This window comes from Azospira inquinata (assembly GCF_018905915.1).
Classification (GTDB): Bacteria; Pseudomonadota; Gammaproteobacteria; order Burkholderiales; family Rhodocyclaceae; genus Azospira; species Azospira inquinata.
The window spans coordinates 1367643-1393103 of the sequence record NZ_CP064782.1 but is presented as its reverse complement, the minus strand read 5'-3'; the positions used below and the strand labels follow the sequence as shown (position 1 = coordinate 1393103).

22 protein-coding genes and 1 pseudogene are annotated in these 25461 nt (G+C 56.0%); 6 read left to right on the top strand and 17 right to left on the bottom strand.

The features are described from left to right. Positions 1-79: 79 nt before the first annotated feature. Together Azoinq_RS06340 and Azoinq_RS06335 are read right to left on the bottom strand one after the other, a co-directional pair. Positions 80-856 (bottom strand): metallophosphoesterase, encoded by a 777-nt coding sequence (locus Azoinq_RS06340; RefSeq protein ID WP_216130862.1) that lies wholly within the window; start codon positions 854-856, stop codon positions 80-82. 178 nt (positions 857-1034) lie between these two features. Further along, positions 1035-1997 (bottom strand): LysR family transcriptional regulator, encoded by a 963-nt coding sequence (locus Azoinq_RS06335; RefSeq protein ID WP_216130865.1) that lies wholly within the window; start codon positions 1995-1997, stop codon positions 1035-1037. 127 nt (positions 1998-2124) lie between these two features. Here Azoinq_RS06335 and Azoinq_RS06330 point away from each other — a divergent pair, with 127 nt between their 5' ends. The 5 genes from Azoinq_RS06330 to Azoinq_RS06310 all read left to right on the top strand — a co-directional run bounded on the left by Azoinq_RS06330 (position 2125) and on the right by Azoinq_RS06310 (position 6991). Continuing rightward, positions 2125-3273, top strand: coding sequence for an iron-containing alcohol dehydrogenase (locus tag Azoinq_RS06330; RefSeq protein WP_216130868.1), 1149 nt, complete (start codon positions 2125-2127; stop codon positions 3271-3273). An 18-nt stretch (positions 3274-3291) separates the two neighbouring features. Further along, entirely contained in the window at positions 3292-3792 is a 501-nt protein-coding gene (locus Azoinq_RS06325) for a (R)-mandelonitrile lyase (protein WP_216130871.1), read from the top strand. A gap of 51 nt (positions 3793-3843) precedes the next feature. Then, entirely contained in the window at positions 3844-4827 is a 984-nt protein-coding gene (locus tag Azoinq_RS06320; protein ID WP_216130874.1) for an aldo/keto reductase, read from the top strand. Positions 4828-4895: 68 nt separating this feature from the next. After that, positions 4896-5747, top strand: a complete 852-nt coding sequence (locus Azoinq_RS06315) for an aldo/keto reductase (protein WP_232368576.1) — start codon at positions 4896-4898, stop codon at positions 5745-5747. A 23-nt stretch (positions 5748-5770) separates the two neighbouring features. After that, positions 5771-6991, top strand: coding sequence for a multidrug effflux MFS transporter (locus tag Azoinq_RS06310; RefSeq protein ID WP_216130880.1), 1221 nt, complete (start codon positions 5771-5773; stop codon positions 6989-6991). Positions 6992-7199: 208 nt separating this feature from the next. Here the strand turns inward: Azoinq_RS06310 and Azoinq_RS06305 are convergent, their stop codons facing one another. The 3 genes from Azoinq_RS06305 to Azoinq_RS15075 form a co-directional block, all read right to left on the bottom strand. Then, positions 7200-7565 (bottom strand): hypothetical protein, encoded by a 366-nt coding sequence (locus Azoinq_RS06305; protein ID WP_216130883.1) that lies wholly within the window; start codon positions 7563-7565, stop codon positions 7200-7202. 8 nt (positions 7566-7573) lie between these two features. Beyond that, on the bottom strand, positions 7574-8020 hold the full coding sequence (locus tag Azoinq_RS06300; protein WP_216130886.1) for a metallophosphoesterase: 447 nt from the start codon (positions 8018-8020) through the stop codon (positions 7574-7576). Positions 8021-8251: 231 nt separating this feature from the next. After that, entirely contained in the window at positions 8252-8377 is a 126-nt protein-coding gene (locus Azoinq_RS15075; protein ID WP_269751312.1) for a hypothetical protein, read from the bottom strand. Positions 8378-8475: 98 nt separating this feature from the next. Between Azoinq_RS15075 and Azoinq_RS06295 the strand changes: the two genes are divergently transcribed. Beyond that, positions 8476-10113, top strand: a complete 1638-nt coding sequence (locus Azoinq_RS06295) for a hypothetical protein (RefSeq protein ID WP_216130889.1) — start codon at positions 8476-8478, stop codon at positions 10111-10113. 274 nt (positions 10114-10387) lie between these two features. Here the strand turns inward: Azoinq_RS06295 and Azoinq_RS06290 are convergent, their stop codons facing one another. The 12 genes and pseudogenes from Azoinq_RS06290 to Azoinq_RS06240 all read right to left on the bottom strand — a co-directional run bounded on the left by Azoinq_RS06290 (position 10388) and on the right by Azoinq_RS06240 (position 25415). After that, entirely contained in the window at positions 10388-10924 is a 537-nt protein-coding gene (locus Azoinq_RS06290; protein ID WP_216130892.1) for a hypothetical protein, read from the bottom strand. A 326-nt stretch (positions 10925-11250) separates the two neighbouring features. Further along, positions 11251-12040 (bottom strand): IS5 family transposase gene (locus Azoinq_RS06285; protein ID WP_408627106.1). Its coding sequence is split into 2 segments (ribosomal slippage): positions 11251-11779 and positions 11778-12040, totalling 792 coding nucleotides; the frame shifts between segments, so codons are not numbered across the junction. A 416-nt stretch (positions 12041-12456) separates the two neighbouring features. Next, a pseudogene (locus Azoinq_RS15210) lies at positions 12457-12618 on the bottom strand (IS256 family transposase); the annotation flags it as partial. 37 nt (positions 12619-12655) lie between these two features. Next, positions 12656-13900, bottom strand: a complete 1245-nt coding sequence (locus Azoinq_RS06280; protein ID WP_216130898.1) for a Wadjet anti-phage system protein JetD domain-containing protein — start codon at positions 13898-13900, stop codon at positions 12656-12658. Then, the gene (locus tag Azoinq_RS06275; RefSeq protein WP_216130902.1) at positions 13897-17316 is read right to left on the bottom strand and encodes an SbcC/MukB-like Walker B domain-containing protein; all 3420 of its coding nucleotides are present in this window, start codon (positions 17314-17316) and stop codon (positions 13897-13899) included. Before Azoinq_RS06275 ends, Azoinq_RS06280 begins: the two co-directional genes overlap by 4 nt. Beyond that, entirely contained in the window at positions 17313-17963 is a 651-nt protein-coding gene (locus Azoinq_RS06270; protein ID WP_216130905.1) for a DUF4194 domain-containing protein, read from the bottom strand. The genes Azoinq_RS06275 and Azoinq_RS06270 overlap by 4 nt, the downstream gene beginning before the upstream one ends. Then, positions 17953-19398 (bottom strand): Wadjet anti-phage system protein JetA family protein, encoded by a 1446-nt coding sequence (locus Azoinq_RS06265; protein WP_216130907.1) that lies wholly within the window; start codon positions 19396-19398, stop codon positions 17953-17955. Before Azoinq_RS06265 ends, Azoinq_RS06270 begins: the two co-directional genes overlap by 11 nt. After that, positions 19395-20255, bottom strand: coding sequence for a helix-turn-helix transcriptional regulator (locus tag Azoinq_RS06260; RefSeq protein WP_216130910.1), 861 nt, complete (start codon positions 20253-20255; stop codon positions 19395-19397). The genes Azoinq_RS06265 and Azoinq_RS06260 overlap by 4 nt, the downstream gene beginning before the upstream one ends. A 716-nt stretch (positions 20256-20971) precedes the next feature. Beyond that, positions 20972-21976: a TniQ family protein gene (locus tag Azoinq_RS06255; RefSeq protein ID WP_216130912.1), complete on the bottom strand. Its 1005-nt coding sequence runs from the start codon at positions 21974-21976 to the stop codon at positions 20972-20974. A gap of 1 nt (position 21977) precedes the next feature. Then, the gene (locus Azoinq_RS06250; RefSeq protein ID WP_216130915.1) at positions 21978-22871 is read right to left on the bottom strand and encodes a TniB family NTP-binding protein; all 894 of its coding nucleotides are present in this window, start codon (positions 22869-22871) and stop codon (positions 21978-21980) included. Further along, a complete protein-coding gene (locus Azoinq_RS06245) occupies positions 22864-24765 on the bottom strand; it encodes a Mu transposase C-terminal domain-containing protein (protein ID WP_216130918.1) in 1902 nt (633 codons plus the stop codon). The genes Azoinq_RS06250 and Azoinq_RS06245 overlap by 8 nt, the downstream gene beginning before the upstream one ends. Beyond that, a complete protein-coding gene (locus tag Azoinq_RS06240; RefSeq protein ID WP_216130921.1) occupies positions 24762-25415 on the bottom strand; it encodes a TnsA endonuclease N-terminal domain-containing protein in 654 nt (217 codons plus the stop codon). Before Azoinq_RS06240 ends, Azoinq_RS06245 begins: the two co-directional genes overlap by 4 nt. Between the last annotated feature and the right edge of the window lie 46 nt (positions 25416-25461).

The window sequence follows — 25461 nt, the reverse complement described above, 5'->3', positions numbered from 1 at the left end:
ATAGTCCTCTGAACATTCTTCTCCAAAGAAGAAAAAGGCCACTTAGGTGGTCTTTTTTCTGGGCGATGCGGTTAGGGTTTTAGACCTCGATCACCAGGTCGGGGCGAAAGTCGCTAGTGGCCACCTCACCGGGATAGCCCCGCTGATTGGAAATCACCCGACAGCCGTTCTCGGCCATAAAGTCATTGTTAGTGTGGGTGTGCCCATGGCACCACAGGGCGATGGGATGGGCTGCCATCAGGTGGCTCAGATCGGTGACGAAGTAAGGGGAGACCTCGCTGCCTTCGTGTTGCGGGGCGACACATCCCCGATGGGGCGCAAAGTGGGTGACCACAATGGTTTTGCCCTCGAAGGGTTTGGACAACTCGGACTTGAGCCATTTTACGGAGCGTTTAAACAGGGCCAGGGCCCCCTTGGGCTCTAGCCGCTTGCCACTGCGCCCCAGGATCATCCAATAGTCATTGATGCTGGCCCGCGCCGTCGCCATGGCAAGCGCCTGTTGTGTCCCTGCGCCGTACAAATCGAAGCCACTCCATAGCGTACAGCCGAGAATACGAACCCCGGGGAATTCCACTGTTCCCTGTTCAAGGAACGTTATTCCCTGCCTGGCCCAGGTGGGACTTTGCAGCTCTTCGATGAGCCGAAGGCTTCCCTCGTAGAACTCATGGTTCCCGCAAACGTAGATCACGGCTGGGGCGCTGGGCCAGGCAGAAAAAGTCTTTACTGCCCATTGCATCCCGTAGGTGCTTAGGGAAATGTCGCCTGCCAGTATCACCACATCCACCTCCAAAGGCTGGGGAGCCCAGGAAGCGCGTAGGCATTCCAGATGAAGGTCAGAGAAGAAGGCGATTTTCATTGATCCGGACTTTGCTTTTTGTAGTGTAGTGAATCCCAAATTGCCATCGCAGGTCCGATTGTAGACTCCGATAGATAAATTAGATTTCCGGATATCTATAGGCAGTTGCTCAGAGTAATTGCCCAACCAGAATTAGTCGGCTAATCGGCCTTAGCTGACGTTTCAAAAACAATCGGAATCAGGCTGCAATGTGCTGGTTAGCAGCCGCAGCCGCCAACTCATCCCGGCTCAGCACATAGTCGCTGCTGTTTCCAAGCCGCTGAACTGCCAGATCAATAAAGCGCCTTACCCGGGCCGGTTGGGCCTGGCGGCTGCCGTAGTAGATGAACATCTGGTAACTGTCAGTCATATGTTGAAGCAGCAGGGGAACCAGGCGTCCATTGCGGATCATAGAAATGGCGGTGGGTACTGCGATCTGGGCGATGATTTCGCCAGCCAAGGTGGCGTGCAGTTCCAATTGCTCATCATTGGTACAAAAAGCCGGATGAATCGGGTGCTCCTGCTCGCCGCCATCCACCCGCACCCGCCAGGGCACGACCCGGCCATCATCCGAACGGCGAAAAGCGCTACAGCGGTGGGCCGTCAGTTCGTCGAGGCTGCGCGGGGCGCCATGTTTGCGCAAATAGCTTGGTGCTGCGCAAATTACCATCTGCATAGGAAACAGCGGGCGGGCAATTAGCCCCTCCTCCGGCGAAGAACCCAGGCGAAAACCCACGTCTACACGCTCCTCAACCCAGTTGCTGCGCCGATCATCCAGCTGAATGTCCGGCTGTACCTCGGGATAGAGACGACAGTATTCCTCCAACACAGGGCTAATGACAGCCAGGGAAACCGAACGGGGCCCGACGATGCGCAACGGTCCCGCCAAATCCTCGCGGGTCTGGCGCGCGCCATTCAGCGCCTGTTGCAGACCGAGCAGTGATGGTTGGACTGCTTCGAAGAAACGCTGCCCCTCCTCTGTCAGGGACATGCTGCGGGTCGTGCGGTGAAAGAGCCGGACCCCTAAATGCTGTTCCAACTGCCCCAGGGCCTTGCTAGCAGCTTGGGGGGAAATCTGCTGAACAGCGGCTGCCTTGCTCAGACTGCCGGTTTCCACGGTGCGGATGAAGGTGGTGATGGAGCGCAATTCGTTGATGGGCATGGGGCTGCTCACTCAATTAACATTTATTAGTTGTAAATAATACAAATTATTTGCTGCTAGTTGGATGTTCGTTCGGAAACTAAAGTTCGTCCATCGCGCGTAACACACTTTCTTCTGGAGAACATTCATGGACAACTTCACCTTCTTCAATCCCACCAAGGTCGAATTCGGCAAGAACAAGGAACAGGCCATCGGTCAGTATCTGGCCGAGCATGGCATTAAAAAGGTGCTGTTGACCTACGGTAGCGAGCGTATCAAGCGCGATGGCCTCTATGCCGTCGTCAGCAAGAGCCTGGGCGATAAGGGCATCCAGTTCGTAGAATGCGGCGGCATCGTCAGCAACCCGGTGCTCTCCAAAGTTCGCGAAGGCATCGCCCTGGCTCGCAGCCAGCAGGTGGAAGCCGTGCTAAGCGTCGGCGGCGGCTCCGTGCTGGACAGTTCCAAGGCTATCGCCACCGGGGTCCGCTACGACGGCGATGTATGGGATCTGTTCCTCGGCAAGGCCCGCATTGAAGGGGCGCTACCGGTATTCGACATCCTTACCCTGGCCGCTACGGGCAGCGAGATGAATTCAGGCGCGGTCGTCACCAATGAAGCGACCCGGGAAAAGTTTGCCATCCAGTCGGTGCATACCTTCCCCAAGGTTTCCATCGTCAATCCGGCGCTGATGCGGACCATTTCCCGGGATTACCTGGTCTATTCCGCTGCCGACATCATCGCTCACTCCATTGAGGGCTACTTCACCGCCACGGTGCAGCCGAAGATCCAGTCCCGCCTAGTCGAATCCGTCATCACCACGGTGATGGAGACTACGGAAACGCTTCTGGCCGACCCGAACGACTACAACGCCCGCGCCGAATTCGCCTGGGCCGCCACCCTGGCCCTCAACGGCATCATCTATGCCGGCACTTCGGGATTTGGCTACCCCAACCACATGATCGAACACTCGCTGTCGGCCCTGTTCAACGTGCCCCACGGTGCTGGCCTGTCGGTGGTGATGCCTGCCTGGATGAAGTGGTATCACAGCCGCAACCTGCCCCAGTTTGAGCGCTTCGCCCAACAGATATTCGGCCTGAAGACGGCCGAAGAGGGCATCGCTGCCCTGGAGCAGTGGTTCGACAAGATTGGCACGCCTACCCGCCTCTCCCAACTTGGTATTACCGCCACCGAACTGCCAGCCACCCTCGACAACCTGCAGGGCAATGCCCAGTGGTTTGGCCTAGCCGAAACCTATACCCGGGATGTGCTGGCCGACATCCTGAAGCGCGCCCTCTGAACGCATCAGGAGACGGACATGAAAAATCTGATTGCCGCGGTTTCCACCGCCGGACTGATTGCTGGCAGCACCCTGGCGGAAGAACCCCAGGGCGTCCAGGTCACCCGGGCAGGCAGCCAGTCCAGCATGACTGGGCCAGCTAGCTATTTCACTGGAAGCGTGCGGATTGACGCACCTTTTTCCGGCACCGGGGATGCCCGCATCGGCGGCGCCACGGTGAGCTTCGCCCCCGGCGCCCGCACTGCCTGGCACACCCATCCCCTGGGGCAGACCCTGATTGTCACGGCAGGCACTGGTCGGGTGCAGCACTGGGGTGGCCCGGTGCTGCTCATCCAGGCCGGTGACACGGTGTGGATTCCTCCCGGCGTGAAGCACTGGCACGGGGCAGCACCAACCTCCGCCATGACCCACATCGCCATCGCCGAAGCTCAGGACGGAAAGGTAGTGGATTGGCTGGAACAGGTCAGCGAGCTTCAGTACCTGGCTGATGCGACAGCAACTGGCGCGAGCAGCATGTGACATGAAATCCAAAGGGCTTAATTTCAGAGATAAATCACCATGAAAACCCAAATGCAAAAACGCAAACTCGGCACCAGCAATCTTGAAGTTTCCGCCCTAGGCCTTGGCTGTATGGGCATGAGTATCGCCTATGGCCCCCCGGCGGACCGCAAGGACATGATCGCCCTGATCCGCCAAGCCGTGGAATGGGGAGTCACTTTTTTCGATACCGCCGAAATTTACGGACCTTACGTGAACGAAGAGCTGGTCGGTGAGGCCTTGGCTCCCTTCAAGGGCCAGGTGGTCATCGCCACCAAGTTCGGCATTCACATGGAAAACGGCCAGCAGGTGCAGAGCAGCCGCCCCGAACTAATTCGCGCCAGCGTGGAAGGCTCGCTGAAGCGCTTGGGCGTGGAGGCCATCGACCTCTATTATCAGCACCGGGTCGATCCCCTGGTGCCCATCGAGGACGTGGCGGGAACCGTCAAGGAGTTGATCCTGGCCGGCAAGGTCAAGCACTTCGGCATGTCCGAAGCCGGGGTGCAGACCATCCGCCGTGCCCATGCTGTGCAGCCCCTGACGGCGGTACAGAGCGAGTATTCCCTGTGGTGGCGCCGACCGGAAGAAGAACTGCTGCCCACGCTGGAGGAACTGGGGATCGGCTTCGTGCCTTTCAGTCCCCTGGGCAAGGGTTTCTTGACCGGCAAGATCGACGAGAACACCAAGTTCGACGGTAGTGACTTCCGCAATATCGTGCCGCGGTTCTCCGAGGATGCGCGCCGGGCCAATCGTTCCCTGGTGGACCTGCTCACCGGCATCGCCGTAGCCAAGGATGTTTCTCCCGCCCAGATCGCCCTGGCTTGGCTGTTGGCCAAGAAGCCCTGGATCGTACCCATTCCCGGCACCACCAAGACTGACCGCTTGGAAGAGAACCTGGGCGCTACCTGGGTGGAATTGTCCCAGGCCGAGTTGCAAAAGATTGAGGCCACCGCCGGGCAAATCCAGATCATCGGCGAACGCTATCCCGAAGCACTCGAGAAACGAACGGGGCTGTAAGGAACTGGGTTGCGATTTACCCCTGAACCATAACGTGGGGCTCTCACCCTATAGTGAAGGAGATGCAAATGTTAGAAGTTACCCTGAACAATGGCGTCCGCATGCCCATCCTCGGGTACGGCGTATTCCAGATTGCTGATGCGGCCGAGTGCGAGCGCTGCGTCGTGGATGCCGTGCAGGCCGGTTACCGGCTGATTGATACTGCTGCCTCCTATAAGAACGAGGAAGCGGTCGGCCGAGGTATCAAGTCCTGTGGCGTGTCCCGGGAGCAACTCTTCATCACCACCAAACTGTGGGTGGAAGATGCAGGCTACGAACGTACCCGGGCCGCCATCGACAAGTCATTGCGCCGTCTTGGTCTGGAATATCTGGACCTCTACCTGATTCATCAACCCTATTCGGATGTGCACGGTGCCTGGCGAGCGATGGAAGAAGCCTACAAGGCGGGCAAGCTGCGCGCTATCGGGCTCAGCAATTTCCAGCCCGACCGGCTTATGGACATCGCGGCCTTCAATCAGATCACGCCTGCCGTAAATCAGATCGAGGTCAATCCCTTCCTCCAGCAGGAGGAAAGCGTGGATTTCATGGCCGGACTCGGCGTGCAGCCGGAAGCCTGGGCTCCCTTTGCTGAAGGACGGAACAATCTGTTCCAGAACGAGCAGTTGCTGGCCATTGCTAACAGGTACAGCAAGACGGTCGGCCAGGTGGTGCTGCGCTGGCTGATTCAACGGGGCATCGTGGCCTTGGCCAAGTCAGTCCGCAAGGAGCGCATGCTGGAAAACTTGGCGGTCTTCGACTTCGAACTCTCCCCGGATGACTTGAGCCAGATTGCCCAACTGGAAACCGGAACCAGCAGCTTTTTCTCCCACCGGGATCCGGCCATCGTCAAATGGATGAGTGAGCGGCGACTGGACATCTGAGAGCAAACAGGCTTGCCAGACGAATGAACAAAGGCAAATCACTGTCGGCTACCGGATATCCGGGCTCGATTCAGGGGCAAAGCCTCAGGGTACTCGCCATTTTGAGCACCCTGATGTCCTTCGCCTCCATTTCCACAGACCTCTACCTGCCAGCACTGCCAGCCATGGGGGCCTCCCTGCACGCGGATGCGGGCGCGATGGAACTGACTATTTCCGGCTATCTGATCGGCTTCAGCATCGGCCAACTTTTCTGGGGGCCGATCAGCGACCGCTATGGCCGCCGTCTGCCCATCGCCCAGGGATTACTGCTGTTCATCGTAGGTTCGGCGGGTTGCGCGCTGTCCCGCAGCGTGCCGATGATGATCGCTTGGCGCCTGGTGCAGGCCGTGGGGGCATGCGCCAATGTGGTTCTGTCGCGGGCCATGGTGCGGGATATCTATGTGGGCCATCAAGCAGCTCGAATGTTGTCGGTATTGATCACCGCCATGGCCGTCGCCCCCTTGATCGGTCCCAGCCTGGGGGGGCTGATCCTCCATGTGGGCTCCTGGCAGGCCATCTTCTGGTTGCTGGTGGCAGTGGGCCTGCTCACCCTCTGGTCCCTGACGGTTCTACCGGAAACCTTGCCACCGGAACGGCGCAACCCTCAGTCCATCCTCTCGGCCTTTCTGGGCTACGCGCAACTGCTGCGCCACCCCAGGTTGCTGGCCTATACGGGGGTTGGAGGATGCTTCTATGGCGGCATGTTTGCCTACGTCGCCGGTACCCCGGCGGCCTATATCTCCTATCATCAGGTGTCGCCCCAGCATTACGGCCTGCTTTTCGCTCTTGGCATTGTCGGTATCATGGTGGCGAACCAGCTCAATGCTCGCTTGGTACGCCGCTTTGGCATTGATCGCCTGATCCGCTTCGGTGCCCGCCTGGCGACCGTCTCCGGGGCAGTGGCAGCTCTCGATACCTGGTATGACTGGGGCGGGCTATTGGGATTGGTATTGCCGCTTTTATTCTTTGCTTCGGCCACGGGCTTCATCGTCGCCAATGCCATCGTGGGCGCGCTGGAAATTTTCCCGGACCGGGCCGGCTTGGTTTCGGCCCTGATCGGTGCCCTGCAGTATGGAACGGGAATTTTCGGTTCGGCCTGTGTCGGCTACTTTGCAAACGGCACCCCCTTCCCTATGGGGCTGACCATTGCGGGCTTCGGATTGGGCAGTTTTCTGTTCTGTTTGGGGCTCGGATCAAGAAAGTAGCGCCCTTCTTAAATGGCTGCATTGATGGGGGAGGCTGTTATCCATTGCCCTGCATCTGTAAGTCGGCTTTGGCCGATAACCTGTCGCGCTAATTTCCCCGTTGTCTCGATAGCCAGGCCAAGAGATTAGCTTTGGCGTCATCCAAAGCATGGTGCTGCCGGAGTCCCTGAGCGAATGCGGCTTCTACTGCCTCGTTCATCTCTTCGGTTTATCCCAAAATAAGCGGTTGGCTTAACACATTCCGGGGCCAGGAATCTTTTTCCCAGAAAATCTCCAGAATCCAAGGCCAGTCCCAGGCCAACGAGTCTGTCACTAACTGAACGGATTCTCCTAACCCCAGCAGCCATTCGCCAAGGCGATGGACCAGGGTTGGCGGGTCCATCGGTACTGATCCGCCCTCCAGCTGGGGCAGTACGGTTTCCCGGACAAAATCACAGCACTCGGAAAGTTCATAGGTACCGGCCAGCTCTGCGTAAAACTGGTGGTTACCATCTTCCGTCACCAATCCGATAGAGATCAATTTGGATCCTTTGCCCAGGTCGGTGAATTCGGTATCGAAAAAGACATGCAGCATGGAAAGTCCTACAAGGTCAGCACCAGGTCTGGCCGGAAAGGATGCTTGCTTGGGTTCCCCTGCTTTTCCCCTTCCTTATCCCCCGTATGCTGGCCCGGGTAGCCCCGGTGGTTGGAAAGGATATGGCACCCGTTCGGCCCCAGGAAATCTGTGTTGCTGTGGGTATGGCCATGGCACCAGAGGTCGATAGAGTACTTCTCCATGAGCCAGGAAAGGTCCGTTGCGTAGTAGGGCGCTAAGGAGGTGCCTTCCATCTGGGGATGAACACACTGGGGTAACGGAGGAAAGTGGGTGACCACCACCGTTTTCCCTTCGAATGGCTGAGCCAGGGCTTGGTCTAGCCAGGTGACGGTGGCTTCATGAACCGCCAGGGTATCGGCCGGTGTCAGCATGGGCCCCTCATCCCGTACCTGAATATCCCAGTAATCGTTGATGCGCTCCTGGGCCGTAGCCATGGCGGCCTGCCGGGCCTCTCCCTCCCCTTGGAGAGAAAAGCCGGACCATAGAGTGGCCCCCAGGATGCGTACCCCAGGGAGTCCCAGAACGGCCCGCTCCAGGAAGTGGACGCCAAGGGCCTTCCATTCCGGGGCTTATAGCTTCCCCACCAGGTCCAGGCTGTTTCGGTAGAACTCATGGTTTCTGGCCACATAGACCACGGTTTGCCCAGGGAAGGAGCGATTGGCCCACTAGATCCCCAGGGAGCCATGTTCCACATCCCCCGCCAGGATTACCACATCGGCGGATCGGGCTGCCTCGGAAGGCACCCAGTCCCCCCATTCGTGGTGAAGATCAGAGACCAATGCGATTTTCATTTGTCTGCTTCCTGATAAGCCTTCCCTAGGAAGGCTGGAAAGAACGATGCTGCTGTTATAGCCTGACGCCTGTCCCTTGAAAATAGACGGAGTGCTGCATGGCGCTAACTGCGCCGGTAATTTCCGGCCTGACGCCGGACGAGCGAAGTTGGCGTATCGATTGGCTGGGGGATGTGGCTTACCCGCCAACGGTAAATCGCCGGCGCCAGCCAAGTATCCGTATTGCCATTTCGCCCACCACCAGCTGCTTGCTGTTCAACCGGATCCGCAGCAATCCTGCGGAACAACGGGATGTCTGGCTGCCTATCGGTTTGCTGCCCTTGCTACGGGTCGGTGACATCTGGACACAAGGGAAACTGACCCGCCGTCCGACCTATGACTTCGAGCAGTTTCCCGATCAGCTGATTTATCCCGATACCGTCAGTGTCATCAAAGCCGGACTTCCCTGCGGCTCCGACTATCTGCTGCCGTTTAATCTCTATCCGTGGCATCAGCATCATACCCAGTCCCATTGCTTACTAATCACCCGGGGAATCCAGGCCTTGCTGATTCCCTGCATGGAACTGATCCGCTTCTATTTCGGGTCCTCCAGCCAACTTCTGCAACGTCTCTGGTCTGGCCCTATTACCCCAGAAAAGTTCTGGAGCGTGAAGCAGTACGAGTCGGAGATCGGGCACCTGCATCTGAAGCTGGCGGACGGTATCTCCAAGGCTTCCGCCGCAGACATTGGCCGGATGGCCATGAGTGAGTACGCCTGGAAAAAGGCAGACAGCCTGTACCGTTATTGCGCTCAAGAAGCGGCTGACGGCTTGCCAGGGAAGTCCCGTATCTACCCCATCATGGGATTCCCTTTCCAGGGGAGAACGTCTCTGACGGCGGTTGGCACCTGGTTACCATATCTGGGCCGGCCCAGAAGCCTCTTCGTGGTTTCTCATCTACGCCAGTGCACCCACCCCTTTCCCTTCCGGAGCTTGTCCTATGAATTGGGGCGGCCATTGGTGCGGCGGCCATCGAAGACTTCCCCTGAAGGTGCTTCCCCCGCTGATCAGGAAAAGCGAAAAACCGCCCTGGTCACCCGGGCTGCTCACCAGTCACTCGGTGACGATGATCCTGGCCGAGGTAAGTCGCTCTTATCCATTGAAGGCAGAGAGGGGGACCGGTTCCCGGATTTGACCCATAAACCCTTGTGGGAGGAATACAAGGTTCGATTCGGGAACGTGGATGTCTTCGTCCACCGGAAATCGGGTCTGTGGGAACAGGTGGGATTCGGTACGCCGGAGGGGAATAGCGAAACCCGGGCCGTTGAAGCCTCTGTAAGCGTAAGGCAGAGCGTCCCGCCTCCGTTATCCCAGGATTCTTCGCCTTTGCCTCACTGGCTGAAGGAGGGGATAGAGCGCAAATGCAAGGAACTGGAACCGGCCTATCCCTATCACCCCGTGAAAGTGGAGCGGATCGTTTTACCCGGCCGAATGGAAGCGCTATTTCCGTTACCCCTGGTGGTGGACGAGGACGGGGTGATTGATTCGAGGGGGATGTATCGGGGGCCGGATGATCACGAACGGCCCAGGCTTGCCTGCCTTGTGAGGTTCTCCGGAATGAAGAACTGTGTGGAGCCGGTGATCATGGGATTTGTCGAGGGGGCGATCATTTCAGCGCCCTGCTCGGAAGTGCAGTGGCTAGCTAATGAAAAAACAGGCTGGTTAGAAATGGTGCAGAGATTTTTGTCTATGCAGTGACGAGGGGAGAGTACTGCTTATTGCGATAATTATTTATAACAATCAACATATTAAAATTTTACAAAGTGTCTTGTCTTTTTTCGGCGGGTCACCTGACCTAGGCTGCATATCGGAAAAGTAAGTGCACCAAAATTGCTTGGCGTGCCACTATGGAAATCCGTGTTCCTGCTAAAAGGTAACAGCAGCACATCCTGCTCTTTACGACGGCTTTCGACCCTAAGCGGAAGTAGCCTTTAATAAGCGGACCTTCGGGAACGCCCCTTGAAACGCATCGTTAGGCCCGTGCAGGACTAATGGGGTAGAACTTTGTACCGATGTCTTTGGCCCGTGTTTCATGCATGGAATCATGTAGAAATTTGCCTTTCGCTACAAATTGGATACAAGGCAAATCAGACTCATCGTAAGTGCACAACTTAACCAAGCTCTCATTGCCAAAATCGATAAAAACGGGGCATTTCGCATCTAGCCAAGTTTTCCGGGGCCGAACCCAGTCATATTGATGATGGCCACGATATGAAAGCGCAACTTGTTCCTTAATGTCGTACAGGTGATGAATCCAGCCTCCACGAACTGAGGCTTTCGTTGCCAACGGGTCATCTTCTCGCGCCTCCGACACACGAAAGAAAAGCCCCTCGTTTGCTCCTTCCATGTGTCTCTGCGCCTTAGACCATACGAGGTCTTGTGCGATGTTCGAATCTGGCGCCGGCAACATGTGGTAGATGTCGAAATTTTTAGCAAAGACGCTGCCATCTAACACCCACACCAAGTTTTGGTAGAAATCCTCTCTAGAAATGCGTTCACTATCACTCATTGCCGAGTGTTGCAGCTCAACAATGATTCCCGTTGGTGTTTTCACATCAGCCCGATGAATTTCTCCATCTTCGGCCCTGTGTGAGACTTCTCGACAATTTATTGGATAAAGATTCTTCCAGTCCCGATGCCAGGGGGTTTCGTTTTCCCACCAAGGGTCGCAATTCCGCGACCAGTGATGGGCCCAATGGTGCATGACCCGAGGACCACACTTAGCAACCATTTCGGAACCACACTGGGCACACGTTCCACGCCCATTCGGGAAGGCCTCGGTTGGCTCATCGTTGACCAGAGCAATTTGCAGTTGATTTACCTCTTAGAACCTGTTCACGATCTTCTGAGTAAAAGCGAGAGGAAGGCAAGGTGGATGAACTGCAGACTGGTGTTGAGCTTGCGCTCGCAGTTTTTCCACAAACGGCGGCATTTCTCGATCCAGGCAAAGGATCGCTCAACTACCCAGCGTTGGGGCATGATGGCAAAGGTGTGTAGCTCACTGCGTTTGGCGATTTGAACCTGAGCGCCGAGAAGTTCTTCAACGGCATGGGCAAATGGCTGACCGACATACCCGCCATCGGCCAAGAGGCTCTGGACAGCTTGCAAATCGGCAGCGCAGCGGCCCAGAGCAAGCAATGCGCCCTTGCGGTCGGTCACTTCGGCTGTTGTAACGGCGATGGCGTGGGGTAAGCCCTGCGTATCGACGGCAATGTGGCGTTTGATTCCCGATACCTCCTTGCCGGCGTCGTAGCCTTTCTCGCCCGCGCTATCCGTGTTCTTGACGCTCTGCGCGTCGACGATCAAAAAGCTCGTCGAGGATTTGCGCCCCTGTCTTGTACGAGCCTCGCCAACCACATTTTTTTAAAGCCCGCTCCAAAACGCTGAAACCGTCAGGACCAGGCTCGCTCCACTTGGCGAAGTAGGCGTGTACCGTTCGCCATTTCGGATACTCACTGGGCAGCATCCGCCACTGGCAGCCACTTTTCAGCAAATACAGCACGCCGCAGAACACCTCGTATAAATCAACTGTCCGTGGCTTGGTCTGCTTGCGCACGCTTTCGAGCAAGGGCCTGATTTCTTCAAAGGCTTCCTTGCTGATATCACTGGGGTATCTCTTTCTCATGCCCCAGTCTACGACATGCGATTGATTGTGAACAGCCTCTTAGGGCCTAACAATTATTAAACGGACCCGCTGGGTCCGTATGTGAATTGATATACATGCGGCCATTATGCATTCGGAATCGCTTGTGGGGCAAGGAAGTGGCCTCCGACAGGTCCGTATAACAACTCAAATAATACAGATGCCAAGAGGACTGCTCGGATGTCCGCTATCGGGACAAATCCTCAATGACTGCTCTTGGCCGGTTGTTGCCATAGGCGTTGCAGGGTATGTCACCAGGCAAGTAACGATTCAAAGGCGACGGTCAAAGTTTGGACCTGCAGACGTTAAACGTTTGGTTTGAGGATGGCGGAGACAGGCGGCTGTTGAATGAGTGTGTCTGAAATTTTGTATAAACGGGGTTTGGGTAGAAGGTCTTTCATCCGCACTTTGAGCTGAATGGTAAAGCGAGTTAGCGCAGCCTTCCAATCCCGAACCGGCATGGTCTATTTGCGGCTGATATTGCGCAGCGCTAGGTCGAACGGTATCAATAGTGCCTCATCACCTGGAGACGATCCTCTGTTCTTAGTAGTTTTTCGGAGTTATGTGGCAGCCGAACAACGCAATTAAGGCAATAGATTAGACCTCTTCCAAGTTTGCTAATGCAGTCAAAACAAACGCATATTGCGTGCATGTGCAGATAATTCCCTCTTGTTCGATGGCATAGGGAAACTCTATGATTTGCTTGGCCTCAAGTGTCCACCCCCAGTGGTTGCAGATGTCTGTGATTCGCGAAACCTCGGTTTTTGACAGCTCCTTTCGAATAGAGGGCTTTGCATTGCCGACCGGCGCCACCATGGCGTGCAAGCGTAATTTTCTCAGCAGTTTTTTGCAGGAGGCTGCCACGTGACCTGCAATCCGGAAGCCACCAAGATCGATATCCCCCCAATGCAATAGTGGCGTTGCCGGATTCACCGATTTCAACAGAAGCCCATACAATCGCTTCCACGAAGGACTGGGCATACCACCGGTATAGAGCACGATCGCACTAGCATCCGCCGGCATGGTCGCCACGAACTCATGAAAGCTTTGCAAGTTCTCGATCGTCAGCACGAATAAAGGTTGAGTCCGCAGTACAAAGTCAGTGACGGATAGAGGCGGCAGCCCCAAATAAGGGCGAGGTATCTGTACCGGAACGCCATCGATTAAGACATCAATACAGCCCGAGATCAGAACGGTTTGCGGATACTTCATCAGACCGAGTTCTGAAAAAATCTCATTTTGATCTCGAACCGGCGTCGAAAGATCCGATTGAAGTACAGCGTCGATCAAGGACGAAAGCTTCTCGATACGCTTGGTATCGTCTAATCGGTGGGCACTTAAGCGACGAACCGGTATCTCAAGCTCGCCTGACTGCCGGCAGAAATCGACGATCGTAATTGCATCTAGCCAGTCTGCGGTGTTCCCTAGGCGCGTGCCGCGAGCTTGAACACCACGGCGCCAGCACTCCAGAACGTCATCCAGAATCGGATGAGCACTGCGGCAACTGGCAAACTCCGCACTTGCGTTGGTGATCACTTCCCATCGCGGTACAACGTCAAGATGCTGAGCCAGTAATGCCATGTCAGCCAGCACCACGCGATCAATGCTGGTCTTGTCGCCGGCGCGCCGGTCCCAGTCGATCCTGATCGCGCCGAAGCGTTCTGCCAGCATTAGGGCTGCGTTGCAGGCCGCCTTCTTGGCATGTGTTTCCGTGGACAAATACTCTGGGAAAGAGGCTGGAGAAAAGCATAGAGAAATCGTGCGCTCAGCCGCTTCGCGCCCGATGGCATTTTCCGCTGCTGCCAGCAATTTTTTCAACGCCCGCCTAGCTAATTCGCTCATGGTATCGATAGCGATAGCTGGGCGACGGCATGTCCTACCAGTTCGGGATTACGCTCGGGCATGTCGCTCAAGAACTTCTGGTGCGTCGGCTCCTTCACGACGATATATTCGAGAAAGACGTCCGTACCGTTGTTGGGCCGGATGAGTTCGTAATAGGCCTCCATCATTGGTGCCAATTTCCCAGCATCCGTGTCTGGCCCTGCTAGGATGACCTGTAGCCCGAGGCTGTTCAGAAACTCCATGGTGGCAAAGCTGTTTTGGGCATCGATTCCGTAGAATGCCTCGTCGAGGATCATGATGCCGACCCCTTGATGGGTTGCCGGATCCTTGATCCGGTAAGCGTTCGCTAGCGCTGCCCCCGCGATGACGTAGAACGGCACACGGTGCTCACCATTGGAGGCAACCCCCATCCGATTGCTCAGGCTATCGACCTTCTTGCCATCTACCAGGATACTAAGGTCGAAATTGTAGAAGAGTCGGTAATCCTCGAAGGGGTTGTTGTTCTTGTCCAGGCCGCTCTGGCAATTGTCGAGCAGCCGTGATACCTCCTTCTGCATCTCGGGATTCGCGAACATCGTGCCGGGCTGGAAGTCAAGAGTTTGGTCCATGATCGCCTTGAACAGTGCTTCGTGAGCGGGGGATGGGGTGAACACGAATTCGTATTTTTCGCCGCCGGTAAAAGCCGGAGAACTCGTGAGAATACGATTTAAGTCGCTGATTCTGTTTTTTACTTCTGCGCAGGCTTCGCGGATCTTGAACTTTACGTCCGCCTGGAAGGCGGCTTCAGCCGCCGCTCGCGCATCGGCCGCTTCCTCTTCATATTTTCCTAGGGTCGAGCCCTGAAGCATCTCAATCCGGTTTGCGACCCAGACAGCGGCCTTCCGCCAGTCGCTTCGCTCCTCCTGAAGTACCATGGAACGCGGATTGATGAAATCGGCGAATGCCATAGTGGCCTCGCGATCGGCACCTCCGATGCGCGAATCGGCTCCTTTTATCTGCCTCTCCAATAGAATCATCACGTCGGCGGGACCAGTGTCTGAATCGGCGGAGATGACATCGAAGCAGTGGCTGTATAGTTTGACGAAATCAGCATCGTCGTAATCAACCCGCTGCCGGATTTCATCAAGAAGGCTCTTGCTGGTATCAATCAATTTCTGAGTGTCTTCATGCCGCCGGAGCAGGTCTTGATGCTTCTGGCGATCGCCACCCAGGTCAGGGAGTAGTTTCTCGACTTCGGTCTCGGCGTCCTTGAGGGCGTTTTTCGCTTTATCCATCCGCTCTTTCAGCGCCACCAAATGCTCCGATACCTTTTCCGTCTGTATGGGTTTGGAAGCATCGGCGTCCGCCTTGGCGGTCTGATAGTCGTTGAGAGCACGCGCGAAGCGCTCCAGGGAAACGTCTCGCACGGTGGCGCGAATCTGCTCGTCGGCTGCCTTCAGGAGATTCAGTTGCTGCTGGGCCGTCGCCCTAGTGTCGGTTGCCGTGATGAGGGCAGCCTGCAATCCGGCCTTGTCCTCGTTGGATAACTTGCGCCCAAGCATGCATTCGGCCTCCGGGATCAGGCGGATGCCCTTGGTGCCGCCGTTGGCGCTTAGCATGCCGTCCCGGGTCAACGAGCGTGAGTGACGCTCAAGATCCTCTTCCGTTTCCACTTGCCGGAGGCTGCCAAGTAGCTGGCGCACGTAGGCAAGAGCCACCGGATGCGTACCGTCGACGAGGGCGGCGACGCTCTCTGTGTGCGGCTTTCTTCCAATCCAGTCGGAGACATGGGAAGGCACCACCACCGTCACTTCCCTGATGTTCTCTTTGCGCATAATGCGCATGGCGTCCTGTTCCCGGCCCGGATCTACCACGATGGAGAAGCGGTTCCGCTTCAGGAACGATTCAATCGCGCGCCGCCAGTCTGGTGCCGTCACCGACACTAGACTTCCCACCGGCTGAGTGCTAATGCCCGCCCGCTCAAGCGCCAGCATGGCCGTAGCTGCGCCATCATCGGAGACGTGAAAGCCGCGCTGGCTGGCGGATATCTTGCCAGTGACGGCGTCGAAGTTGGTCTTGGCTTCGGCGACCCGCCTTGCCTGCGCCGAGATATGCCTACTCAATTGTTCGCCGGCAGTCGTAAGGAGTGGTAGCACATGGTTGATGTCGTCCAACCCCGCCGCCTCCCCCTGTTCGGCTCTGGCATCCCACTGCTTGAGAAGATCCGCCACCGCCTTGGCCTCTTTCTGGGATCCGTTCTCCCAGGCAACGTGCAGCGCAGCTAGCGAGCCCCGGACCAACAATTGCAGCCGCTCGATTTCTCTGAAAAGGAGCCCGACTGCCCTAAGCTTTGCCTCATGAACGCGGGCTGCCTGACTTGACTTTAGGACATCCGGGTCCGTGTTGAACGCTGCCAATAGCTGCTCATATGTTTCCTTCAACTGTGGAAGCTTGTTCTGCAGGATGTCAAGGCGCGCAGCCTGCGTCCTGATGGACTCCCCGACTTTGTCGATATCGCCTTGGAGGCTGTCCAATGTCGAAGAGTGGCTCTCATACTGCAGCTGCCCCCGGACCGCCTCCGCGGTGCATTTGGTGCGCAGGTGTGAAGCGAGCTTTTTGTAACACTTATCAATCAAAGCCAGCTCAACGATCTGTTGCTTTACTTCCGCGATCTGCACCTGCAATTCACGTAGCGATTGCATGTGGAGCAGCGTCCCCTGCTTTTCGATGGCCTTGGCTTCGACCAGGTAGCCGCGCAGGAATTCGCCCACCGAGTCAACGTGCTTTAGCTTTACGCTATGGCTAAAGGCGCGCAAGAAGGTGTCGGTGTTGATCGGTTGCCCCGGGTGCTGGAGGTTGTGCATGAGCTCTTCAACATAGACTTTTGCTTTCGCGGTGAGCGTGGGTGTGCGACCAGCGCGAGCGGCAAGTTGGCGAGCCTGGGCATCAAACAATTCCCAGGGCATCGGTCGGTAGGCGTCGCTGCCCACCTTTTCAAGATGCTGATCGAGCGAAAGGTGAACGCCGGGCAGGACATAGAGGCCCAGCGTGTCGTGATTTTTCTCCGAGATGCGTGAATGAAAGCAGATGCCAGCACTGACCACGTTGGCCGGATTTTGGTCGCTCCTAAATACTAGCGTGATGTAGGTCAGCCCCTCGTCCCGCTTGCGGCTGATGACGGTGTGGTCACCTTGTCCGGAACGGATCATTCCAAGGCCGTAGTCGCGCAGTGAGCGGGCATCTTTCTGCACCGACTGAGCGTTGAAATGCAGATACCTGTCATTTCCGCCGACCCAGGCGACTTGGACGGCATCGCCAAAGCTCGTCTTGCCAGCACCATTCGCGCCCAGAATACCGAAGCCCCGGGGGGAAGGATGGAAGGTTTCGTAGTCCCACAGATAGAAGTGCACTAAGTGAACGTCGATCAAGTGCATCATGATTGCATCTCCTCTTCGTCATCCGCCTCTATGTGAGTTGCGTCGACTTCGATCAGCGTCGCCTTCAAGTTGGCACCGAAGCGACTAATCGCCTCTTCATTGAGGATGTCGGTGATACCCGGCAGGATGGCAATAACAAACGGCTGCGGATCATCTTCAGGGGCGTTCTCCTCGCGGGCCAAGCCGTGCCGTTGCGCGTCGCGCAACGCATCGCGCAAAGACTGCATCCCCGTCGCCTGCAAATCCCGGCCAGTCAATTCCCGGTACAACTCCTCGAAGTCAGGGATGCTGTAATGAGCGTCTCCCATTGTCGTCAGGTCGCCGACGTTGGCGCGAACGTGGTAAGCCTGCCGCAAGGCGAGGAGGAAGTAGGTCTGTTGGAGCGTCATGGGCTGATGACGGGAAACGCGCTGCGTAACCACGCAATATTCGCGCACCGCGTTATGGATGAGCTTCAGACCCAGCAGGTCCAGGGCTTCCGCAAACTGGGGTTTGTATTGGGCAATCAGGCGGTATGCAACCGCCTGCTGCGGATTGCGCAGGTAGAGGCATTGCTGGCATACGATCTGGTACATGGCCCGCCGGAAATCGTCTGGCTCGTAGAGGCAATCCTCAGCATCGGCGATGGCGTCCCAGTTACGTGGCATTGCTTTTCCTTTCGCGCCGGACCGTGAAGTTCGGCATGTTGAAAAATTCGGTATCGACCCGCTCACCTGGTACACTTTCTACTACAAAGCCAAGATTCCTCAGCAAGCGATCGTTGCGGAACTTCCCTAGATCATAGGTAGCAATGGCAGCCAAGTGTGACAGCGCCATTTGTGCAGCTAGATCCTTGACTGTTCCCGTCGGTAGGTCGGCCGCAGAGAGCGTCACCCCTTCCGGTAGATTCTGTTCTACGTAGAGGCGAAGTTCCGCTGCGGAAGTATCGCGGTTGGCGATCATGGCCTTGCGCAGTTGATGCATGGCTCGTTCGACGGGGGTCATTTCCCGCTTTTTGCACGCTAGCGGGGCGGGCTTTGGGCGGCGCTGGGACGGCAAATAGAGATGATCCTCATTTACGAGCGGGCGCGGCGATAGGATGTTGCCCTCGATCGTCAGGCCCAAGCTGTCGACCCGAGTGGCGGCATCGATGGTGTCTGCAATGATGGACTCAATCCGCTCGGTGGCCTTTAGGCGGTAAGCAAGGTAGGCATTCGCTTGCTGATAGACGGTTTCGATTATGCGGTCCATACGTTCGAGGAACCTCTCAATCGTCATCAACCGGTGAAAGCGTTCGATATCGCGCTCGAGCATTACCTCCTCCTCGCCGAGCTTGGTTCCCGGTAGGTCGCGGTAGCCCTGCAAGAGGAGCGACCGAGAAGGCTCGTTCCGGGCGACTTCATCGACTAGCGCGAGGATGTCCATGCGATGCCGCAGCGGGTGATTCTCTGTGCGCAGTTCCTTGAAGTCGCGGATGTAGATCTGGGAAATGTGCTCCGAGAAGAAACGTCTGACGAAGAGGTGGATTTCCTTTTCCTTGACGATCTCCTGCATCAGGTCACGGACACGGAATGCCGTGCTGTTCAGCGAACCGATCAATTGCGTGCACAACTTGGCGGCCGTGACGAAGCCGGCTGCCTGCTCCCGGGGGTTCTCAACAACCGATTTCATCTGCGCATGCACGACCTGGATATTGCCGCCGATCATCGGCGGGCCCTCGGCGGCAAATTGATGCAGCATTTCGAAGAATCGCGAAACAACCGGCTTCATGGTGATGAACAGTCGTCCGCCGACTTTATCCTCACACAACCATCCCGACTCTACGAGGCGGGCAAGAAGATAGTTGGCTTTTATATTGATGGTCTGTCCGACGCCCTCGTCGTCATCGATCTCCCATCCCTTATCTAGGAGGAAACGTTCGATTTCCTTGGTGATGTCGCTATGAAGATAGCCGTCCGGATAAGGTAGTTCGTTGTCGGGGCCAAAATATTGGATAGCGAGCCGCTCCAATAGCTCCCAAGCCCGGCGGGCATTCGCGCCGTGCAGTATGGCAAAGATGTTTGGCGGCAGCCGATCGAAGAGGCTAATGGCGGAGGAGGTCATGGTGAAAATACCCAGGGTTTCACCTCGGCAAGGTTTTGTACCGCCAACTGGTAATCGGGGGGGCGCTGGGTTTCCGGGTCGAGAGCAGCCCGCATGTCCTGGATGAAATAGGGAACAAGCGCTGCGCGGCAGGTATCGACGCGCGCGGAGGTGTTGGCGAAGTACTCAAAGCGGATCACCTCTTGTTGCTCGAAGGAGAGTAAGGGATGAGCAATCAGCCGCACCGAGACCATCGTCATCCACGCTTTATCATATATTGCCCCTTGCGTTGCGGCATTTTTCAGCGGGCTCACCTCAACGATACGACGCAGGGTGTAATCCCGAAAGGAATCGCTTTCTGCGCAGAATGCCCGCACGTGCCAGCGCCGGCCGGCGCGCACCAAATGATGAGGGAAAATAATTCGCCGATGTGCCTCCGGTTCCGCCATAGACCGATACGTGATCTCAACTGCTGAATTCGATCGTATCGCCTGTGACAAGATCGCGAAGACTTGTGGTTCTGGCGTACTTAGATCAGGGAATGCAGAACATATCGGGTTGGCGGCTTCAGCATCACTTGCGACATAAGACAAACCGACCAAGTTGAGGTACTTTGCCAAAGACTCAGCACGATCATGAGCTCTATCGTCACGCTTAGTAGCTAAATAGGCTTCGTGCGTTACATGATAGCTGCGTGACTTGCTGTTCCATGCAAGCCACCGGGGATACTCAGCACGAAACTCTTGAATCAATTGGCTTGCTCGAATGTTGCTAAGCCCAAGAATATTGGCGAGCCTGCTGCGATTCAGAACCCCTTCCCATAGCAGCAATAGCTCAAGAGTTGATAGTCGCTGCTGTGTTGTATCCGCCTTGGACATATCATCCCCTAAGATTTCATGTAAACAACCATACAATATGGTAAATTATACTGTATTATTTACTATATGGTGTAATAAATTATACGTACTGCGTTGGCCATTTAAGTCTCAACCACGTTTCCCTGCAGGATAATTTGACAATTGGTAATTCGATAAACGTGGTGCCGACGCAAAGATTCTTTCAGAAAAGGCGGAGCAATGACAATCTAGGAGCAGGTAGAAGTTCTAAACAAAATCATTCAAGCCATGCGCCAGTCCGTCGAGTTCAACTATGAGGAAATGGCCTGTCGGTTTGACTACTATATTGACGACGGGGACTTCTGAGTTCTCGTTTGTCCGAGAAGGAGCTTTGCATTGTGCGAGGCTGAACGACTCCACAGGCAATGTGTATAGGTTCATACATCAGTTGCATGAGCTGATGAAGGCTCACACGGGCGGAGACTGGAAAAGCTTCGTATTCCCCGTGGATACTACAGGCAGGGCACATACCAAGTTCGCATACGCAGAGTAGTATGTTTATAAAGTACAAACCGGAGCAGCTTTCGTCGGTTGTGGGCACTTTTGCTTGCTTTCCATAGGCGCAACTGGGTAGCATCTGCCCGGGATTGTTGGCTGAATATGATCCATATCCGAAGTTCGTCCCTTTCCCATCACAGTTTTGCCGCCTACCAGCAGGTGCTTTATGGCCCGGTTTTGAGGGGAAGTATTTGGCCGTGCTAAAGTTTTCGCCAATCAGAAAATCTCCTCACCAATTGCCGATATTCCCTCGGTGCTCCATCAAAGCCCTTGAGCAGGTAGTTATACCGGATTGCCTTCCCGGCCCACGCCTCACCCAGGCGACCAGCTAAATCCCCCATCAGCCACAATCCACACTGAAGTAGGTGATGGCGCTCCGTGAGCGTGTATCCCTCAATGGGTAACCTCCTTCGGGGCCGAGCTACGAACGGCGTTCCCAGCCTCTGGCAGATGAATTCCTCAAGCCGAGCTTTATTGCCCAGACCTACCAGGATTGAGGACAGCTGGTGGAGCACCAAGAAAAATGGGAGGGTAAATGTCCCCGCCTGGGAAATTGGTCCCAACAGCGACATCAGCATGCCATTAAAGGTCTGGTGAATTTCTTCCGAGAAGAATTCTGTCGGCTCACCTTCTATTTCCGCGTAGTTGTAGCCACAACCATGGCAAACGTGCATGGGGCGGGCTTCCTGAATCGTCCTGCCAAAATCTCCCCGGTAGTACATGACGGCGAGGCCGCAGCTGGGACAGGCCTCCACTAGTTTGACTTGATGAATGGGGCAGTAAGTAAATGGAGCCAGCCGCCATTGCTTGCGGAAATAGGGAGTTGGATCGTTGGACAAGCAGACTGGGCAAAATTGCTGGCCAAAGGCCGTATGGCGCATGCCGTAGTTATTCACCGGCAGTATCCAGGGTAACTGGCCGGACCATCGCCGCCGGGCATAAAGACGCTGACGATAAGTCACCAAGGTAGTGTGGAAAATATCCCAGTAGTTGCTTCCGGTATGAAGGGCCAACTCCCGAATCAACCAGGGGGGAGCTGAGCGGTCAATGTCCCGGTTCCAAGGTGACCGGGCATTCCCAAAGAGCTGCCAGGAGAGGGTTTGCAGCTTGATCCCGTTGGCCTGGGCAAGGCGCACCATCCAGGAGGACAACAGTTCGTCCGGCAAGGGTTTGGGATGGACGGGCCAGACCTTGCCGTAGGACATGTCAGGTCCTCGGTTCCTTGCGGCGGTCCGAGGGGGCCGTCCAGCCCAAGCCATCCAGTATTTTCTTGTCGATGAGCTCTTTACCACTGGCCACGGCCTGCTCCCCGGCTTTCACCAGGAGTCGGGCTACCTCTCCCAGGTAGCCTTCAGTCATGGAGTAAATCTTGTCGGCCAGGGGGCCATCTACCAGGTGGGAAGGATTCCGAAGAGGAATGATTTGCTCAAATGAAGCCAGCAGCCGTAGGTAATCCTCATCGTTGTGCCAACGGGGGATCGAGAGGTGATCAAACCGATTGGAGAGCTGAAGGTCCGTTTGAATCGCACGGAAGGCATCTTTGGTCCCGACCCCGACAATCGGGATTTGCAGCTCGTTGCCCAGATACTTGATCACGTTCAGAAACGCCTTCTGCTTCGTCATGGATCCGGCCAGGATGTGGTGGATTTCGTCGATGATCAAAAGCCGGAGCCCTACGGCCTTCATGATCTTGATGGCCTGAAACAACTTTCGATCTGCCCGATCCCCCGATTTGTAGGGCGCGAAGAGGTGTTCGAGAATGGCGTTGTAGAACCGCCCCTCATCGGGAACCGGGGGCGCCTGCAGATAGAGCACCGGTACGTTGGCCGCTTCCCCTTCCAGATTGTCGGACGCCTTGTGCTGTTTGCAGAAGCGCTGGACCAACATGGTTTTGCCGTTGTTGGTGTCGCCCACAATGAGCAGATTCGGCATCCGATGGGATTGGGGGTAGGTCAGCAATTCCTCTAATTTGTTTAAGGCCTCATGGGCCTTGGGGTAGCCGATCCACCGGGGGGAGCGAATGTAGGCCATCCGCTCCTCATCTGAGCGCTCCAGATAAGCCGCAGCTTTGCTGAGGAGATGGGGGGCTGCCTCAGTCATCGTCTTCCCCTTGCATGTCATCAATGTCCTCGAAAGGCTTGATAACTCGGGGCGAGGTGGAGTCGCTCTGTAACGGAGAAGGGATGACCTCCGGAGGGGGTGGGGAAACGTAGTTACGGGCATTGATAATGCCCATCCTGCTGCGTTGCCGGTCTCGCCTTACTTTTTTGGTCAGTACCTTGGCCTGCTCCTCAATTTCCCGCATTTTGTCGTAGGCATCGAAAACCAGCATTTCATCCACGGGCGTCCCGGGATGTTCCTTCTTGATGCGGTTTTTTGCTTCCTGAAGTTCCCAGATGCTGATGGCCGGATGAGAGGTATTGCGATAAGGGATGGGGTAGTACTCCTGAACCTCCGGGTCGTAGAACCAGATGGTACTGATGTCCCGAGGGTCACGCCGGCAGAGAAACTTGCGCTTGAGCTTGGGAGCGTCCGGATCTGGCGCGTTGATCCAGCGGCGAAGCACATCGTGCTGGTACTCAATGTGGTCCCAGACGATGCCGTAGTGCTGCACCGTGCGGATTTCGAAGGGCATGAGGTCCAACTTAAGGCGCAGCTCGTCGGTAATGCGCGGAGGAATGCCGACGCCCGGTTTCTTCTTGGTACCCAAAATGCCTTCCTGCCACTTGGCAATGGGGGGCATACCGAGCTGGGAATGGGGCCGCTGGTGGTAGGCCTCCACACAGAGGATCGTGAACCACTTTTCAAACTCGGACAGACTCATGGCGGATTGACCGTTAGCGTCATATTCCCCCTTCTGCTTGGGATTGGAGAATGTAGTTCCGGGGGCCGCATGGATTTCCGTGTTCAGGGTGCCAAGGAGCCGCTCAATGTGGGCGCCATAGTGAGGTGTCGCCACCGGCCGCCACTCCAGGTCAATGCCGTACTCTTTGCAGGCATTTCTCAGCATATTCCCCCGGAACTCTTTGGCATTGTCAGCGTGGATCGTCCGGGGAATTCCCCAACAAGGCCAGGCTGTTTCAATTCCTTGCTTGGCCAGCCACTTTTCTTTAGGCAGGAAGGCGTGGGTCAGACATAGCCCCAGCGACAGGTTGCCGGGGGGATCGAACGAGATGTAGAAGCCCAGGACCATGCGGGAGAACACGTCGATCAGGAGGGTCAGCCAAGGCCGTCCGATCGGTAGCCGGTAGAGGTCATCTACCAGGACAATGTCCAAGGGCGTGTGGTCTACCTGAACGACAGAAAGCGGAAAATCAGCTCCTGGAAACTTCCCCTTAATCGCAGCGTAAGCATCCCTTGCCGCTTTGCCACCTTCCCGCGCTTTTTTCTTCTCATAGGCATTCAGCTGCTTAATACGATTACGGACCGTATTCGGATGGGGAGCCTCCAGGCCGAGCTTTTTGCAGAGCGCTTCCAACTCTCGAATTACCTTGGAGACGTTCTTCTTTTGCTTGGAGAGGTAATGGACTTTGATGGTATCGGCTAGCACCGTCTCAATCGCTTCCGGTAGCGTAGCGTGGCCTTTGTCCTTACGAGTACTTCGCACAAATACGGAGACGCGGCCGATCCGATCAAACTCATGCAGCCATCGGTAGATTGTGGAAGTGCCGACTCTATGTGCGCTCGCGCAAGCCAGGACATCAGCCTTGGTACGCCTCGCCATAGTCAGCAGCGGTCGGATAATTTCGTATTTCCGATTGGCCTCTGCAAGCTTGTTGTCGTTGATGGACGTCAAGTCACCGACAGCGGCAACAGGTTGTTCTGAGAAGGGAGAGATATCCGCAATCAGCGCCTGAAATACCTTGCCGGTATCCGGGTCGGAAAGCATCACTGATTCGAAGTCCGTCGATTCTTGGCAGATTACGTGGCGACGGCCCCGATAAAACACAGATGTTCCGTAATCCAAGACAAGGCGTGGAGTTTGATCGCTCATGACAGGCTCCAAAGCCGGGAAGACATGGAGAGAGGGGATTTAAAATCTGCTCCGACTTGGAAGAGTGCTACGGCCTTCCAAATTGCAGGTAACCACTCAGCCTGGACCAGAGGGTCGGCGCTAATGTGTTGAAGCAGGCCCTCAGGGGTCGTGTGTTTCAACGTGCCGACGAGAGCCAAGACGTGTGCTGCTTTGTCAGGGGGAATATTTCTACGGCGAAACGGGAGGAGAAACTTGGCTACTTCCAGAGTGTTGCCCCGGATTTCCTTCTCTGTTATCAGGCGGAAGCGCCATCCCTTTTTTCTGGCATACCGGATTGCTTGACGGAATTTTGGGTAGAGGACGGACCAGTTTTCCTTCAGGTCTGATCTATACTTAACCTCACATAGCCAAGGCTTCATGCCCGTCGATTCATGGAAAACGACTCGGACATCGGGTGTGTAGCGACGCTCGGTACCGGAATCGTCTGCCCAGGTTAGGGTAAGCGGCTGAACCTCGAACTCCGCGATCTCAGGGGAGAACTCCAGCAACCGAAGAAAGTCCCGCTCCAGCGTAGATTCAAACTGGGCTTCGCCGACAGCTTTCGTTGCGGCACATATCCCAGTAACGTTGCGATAGTTCTTCTTGATCTTCCGGACAGGCATGGCCATATGGTCCAAAACATCGATGTGATATCTTAATCCGGTCTCGAAATAT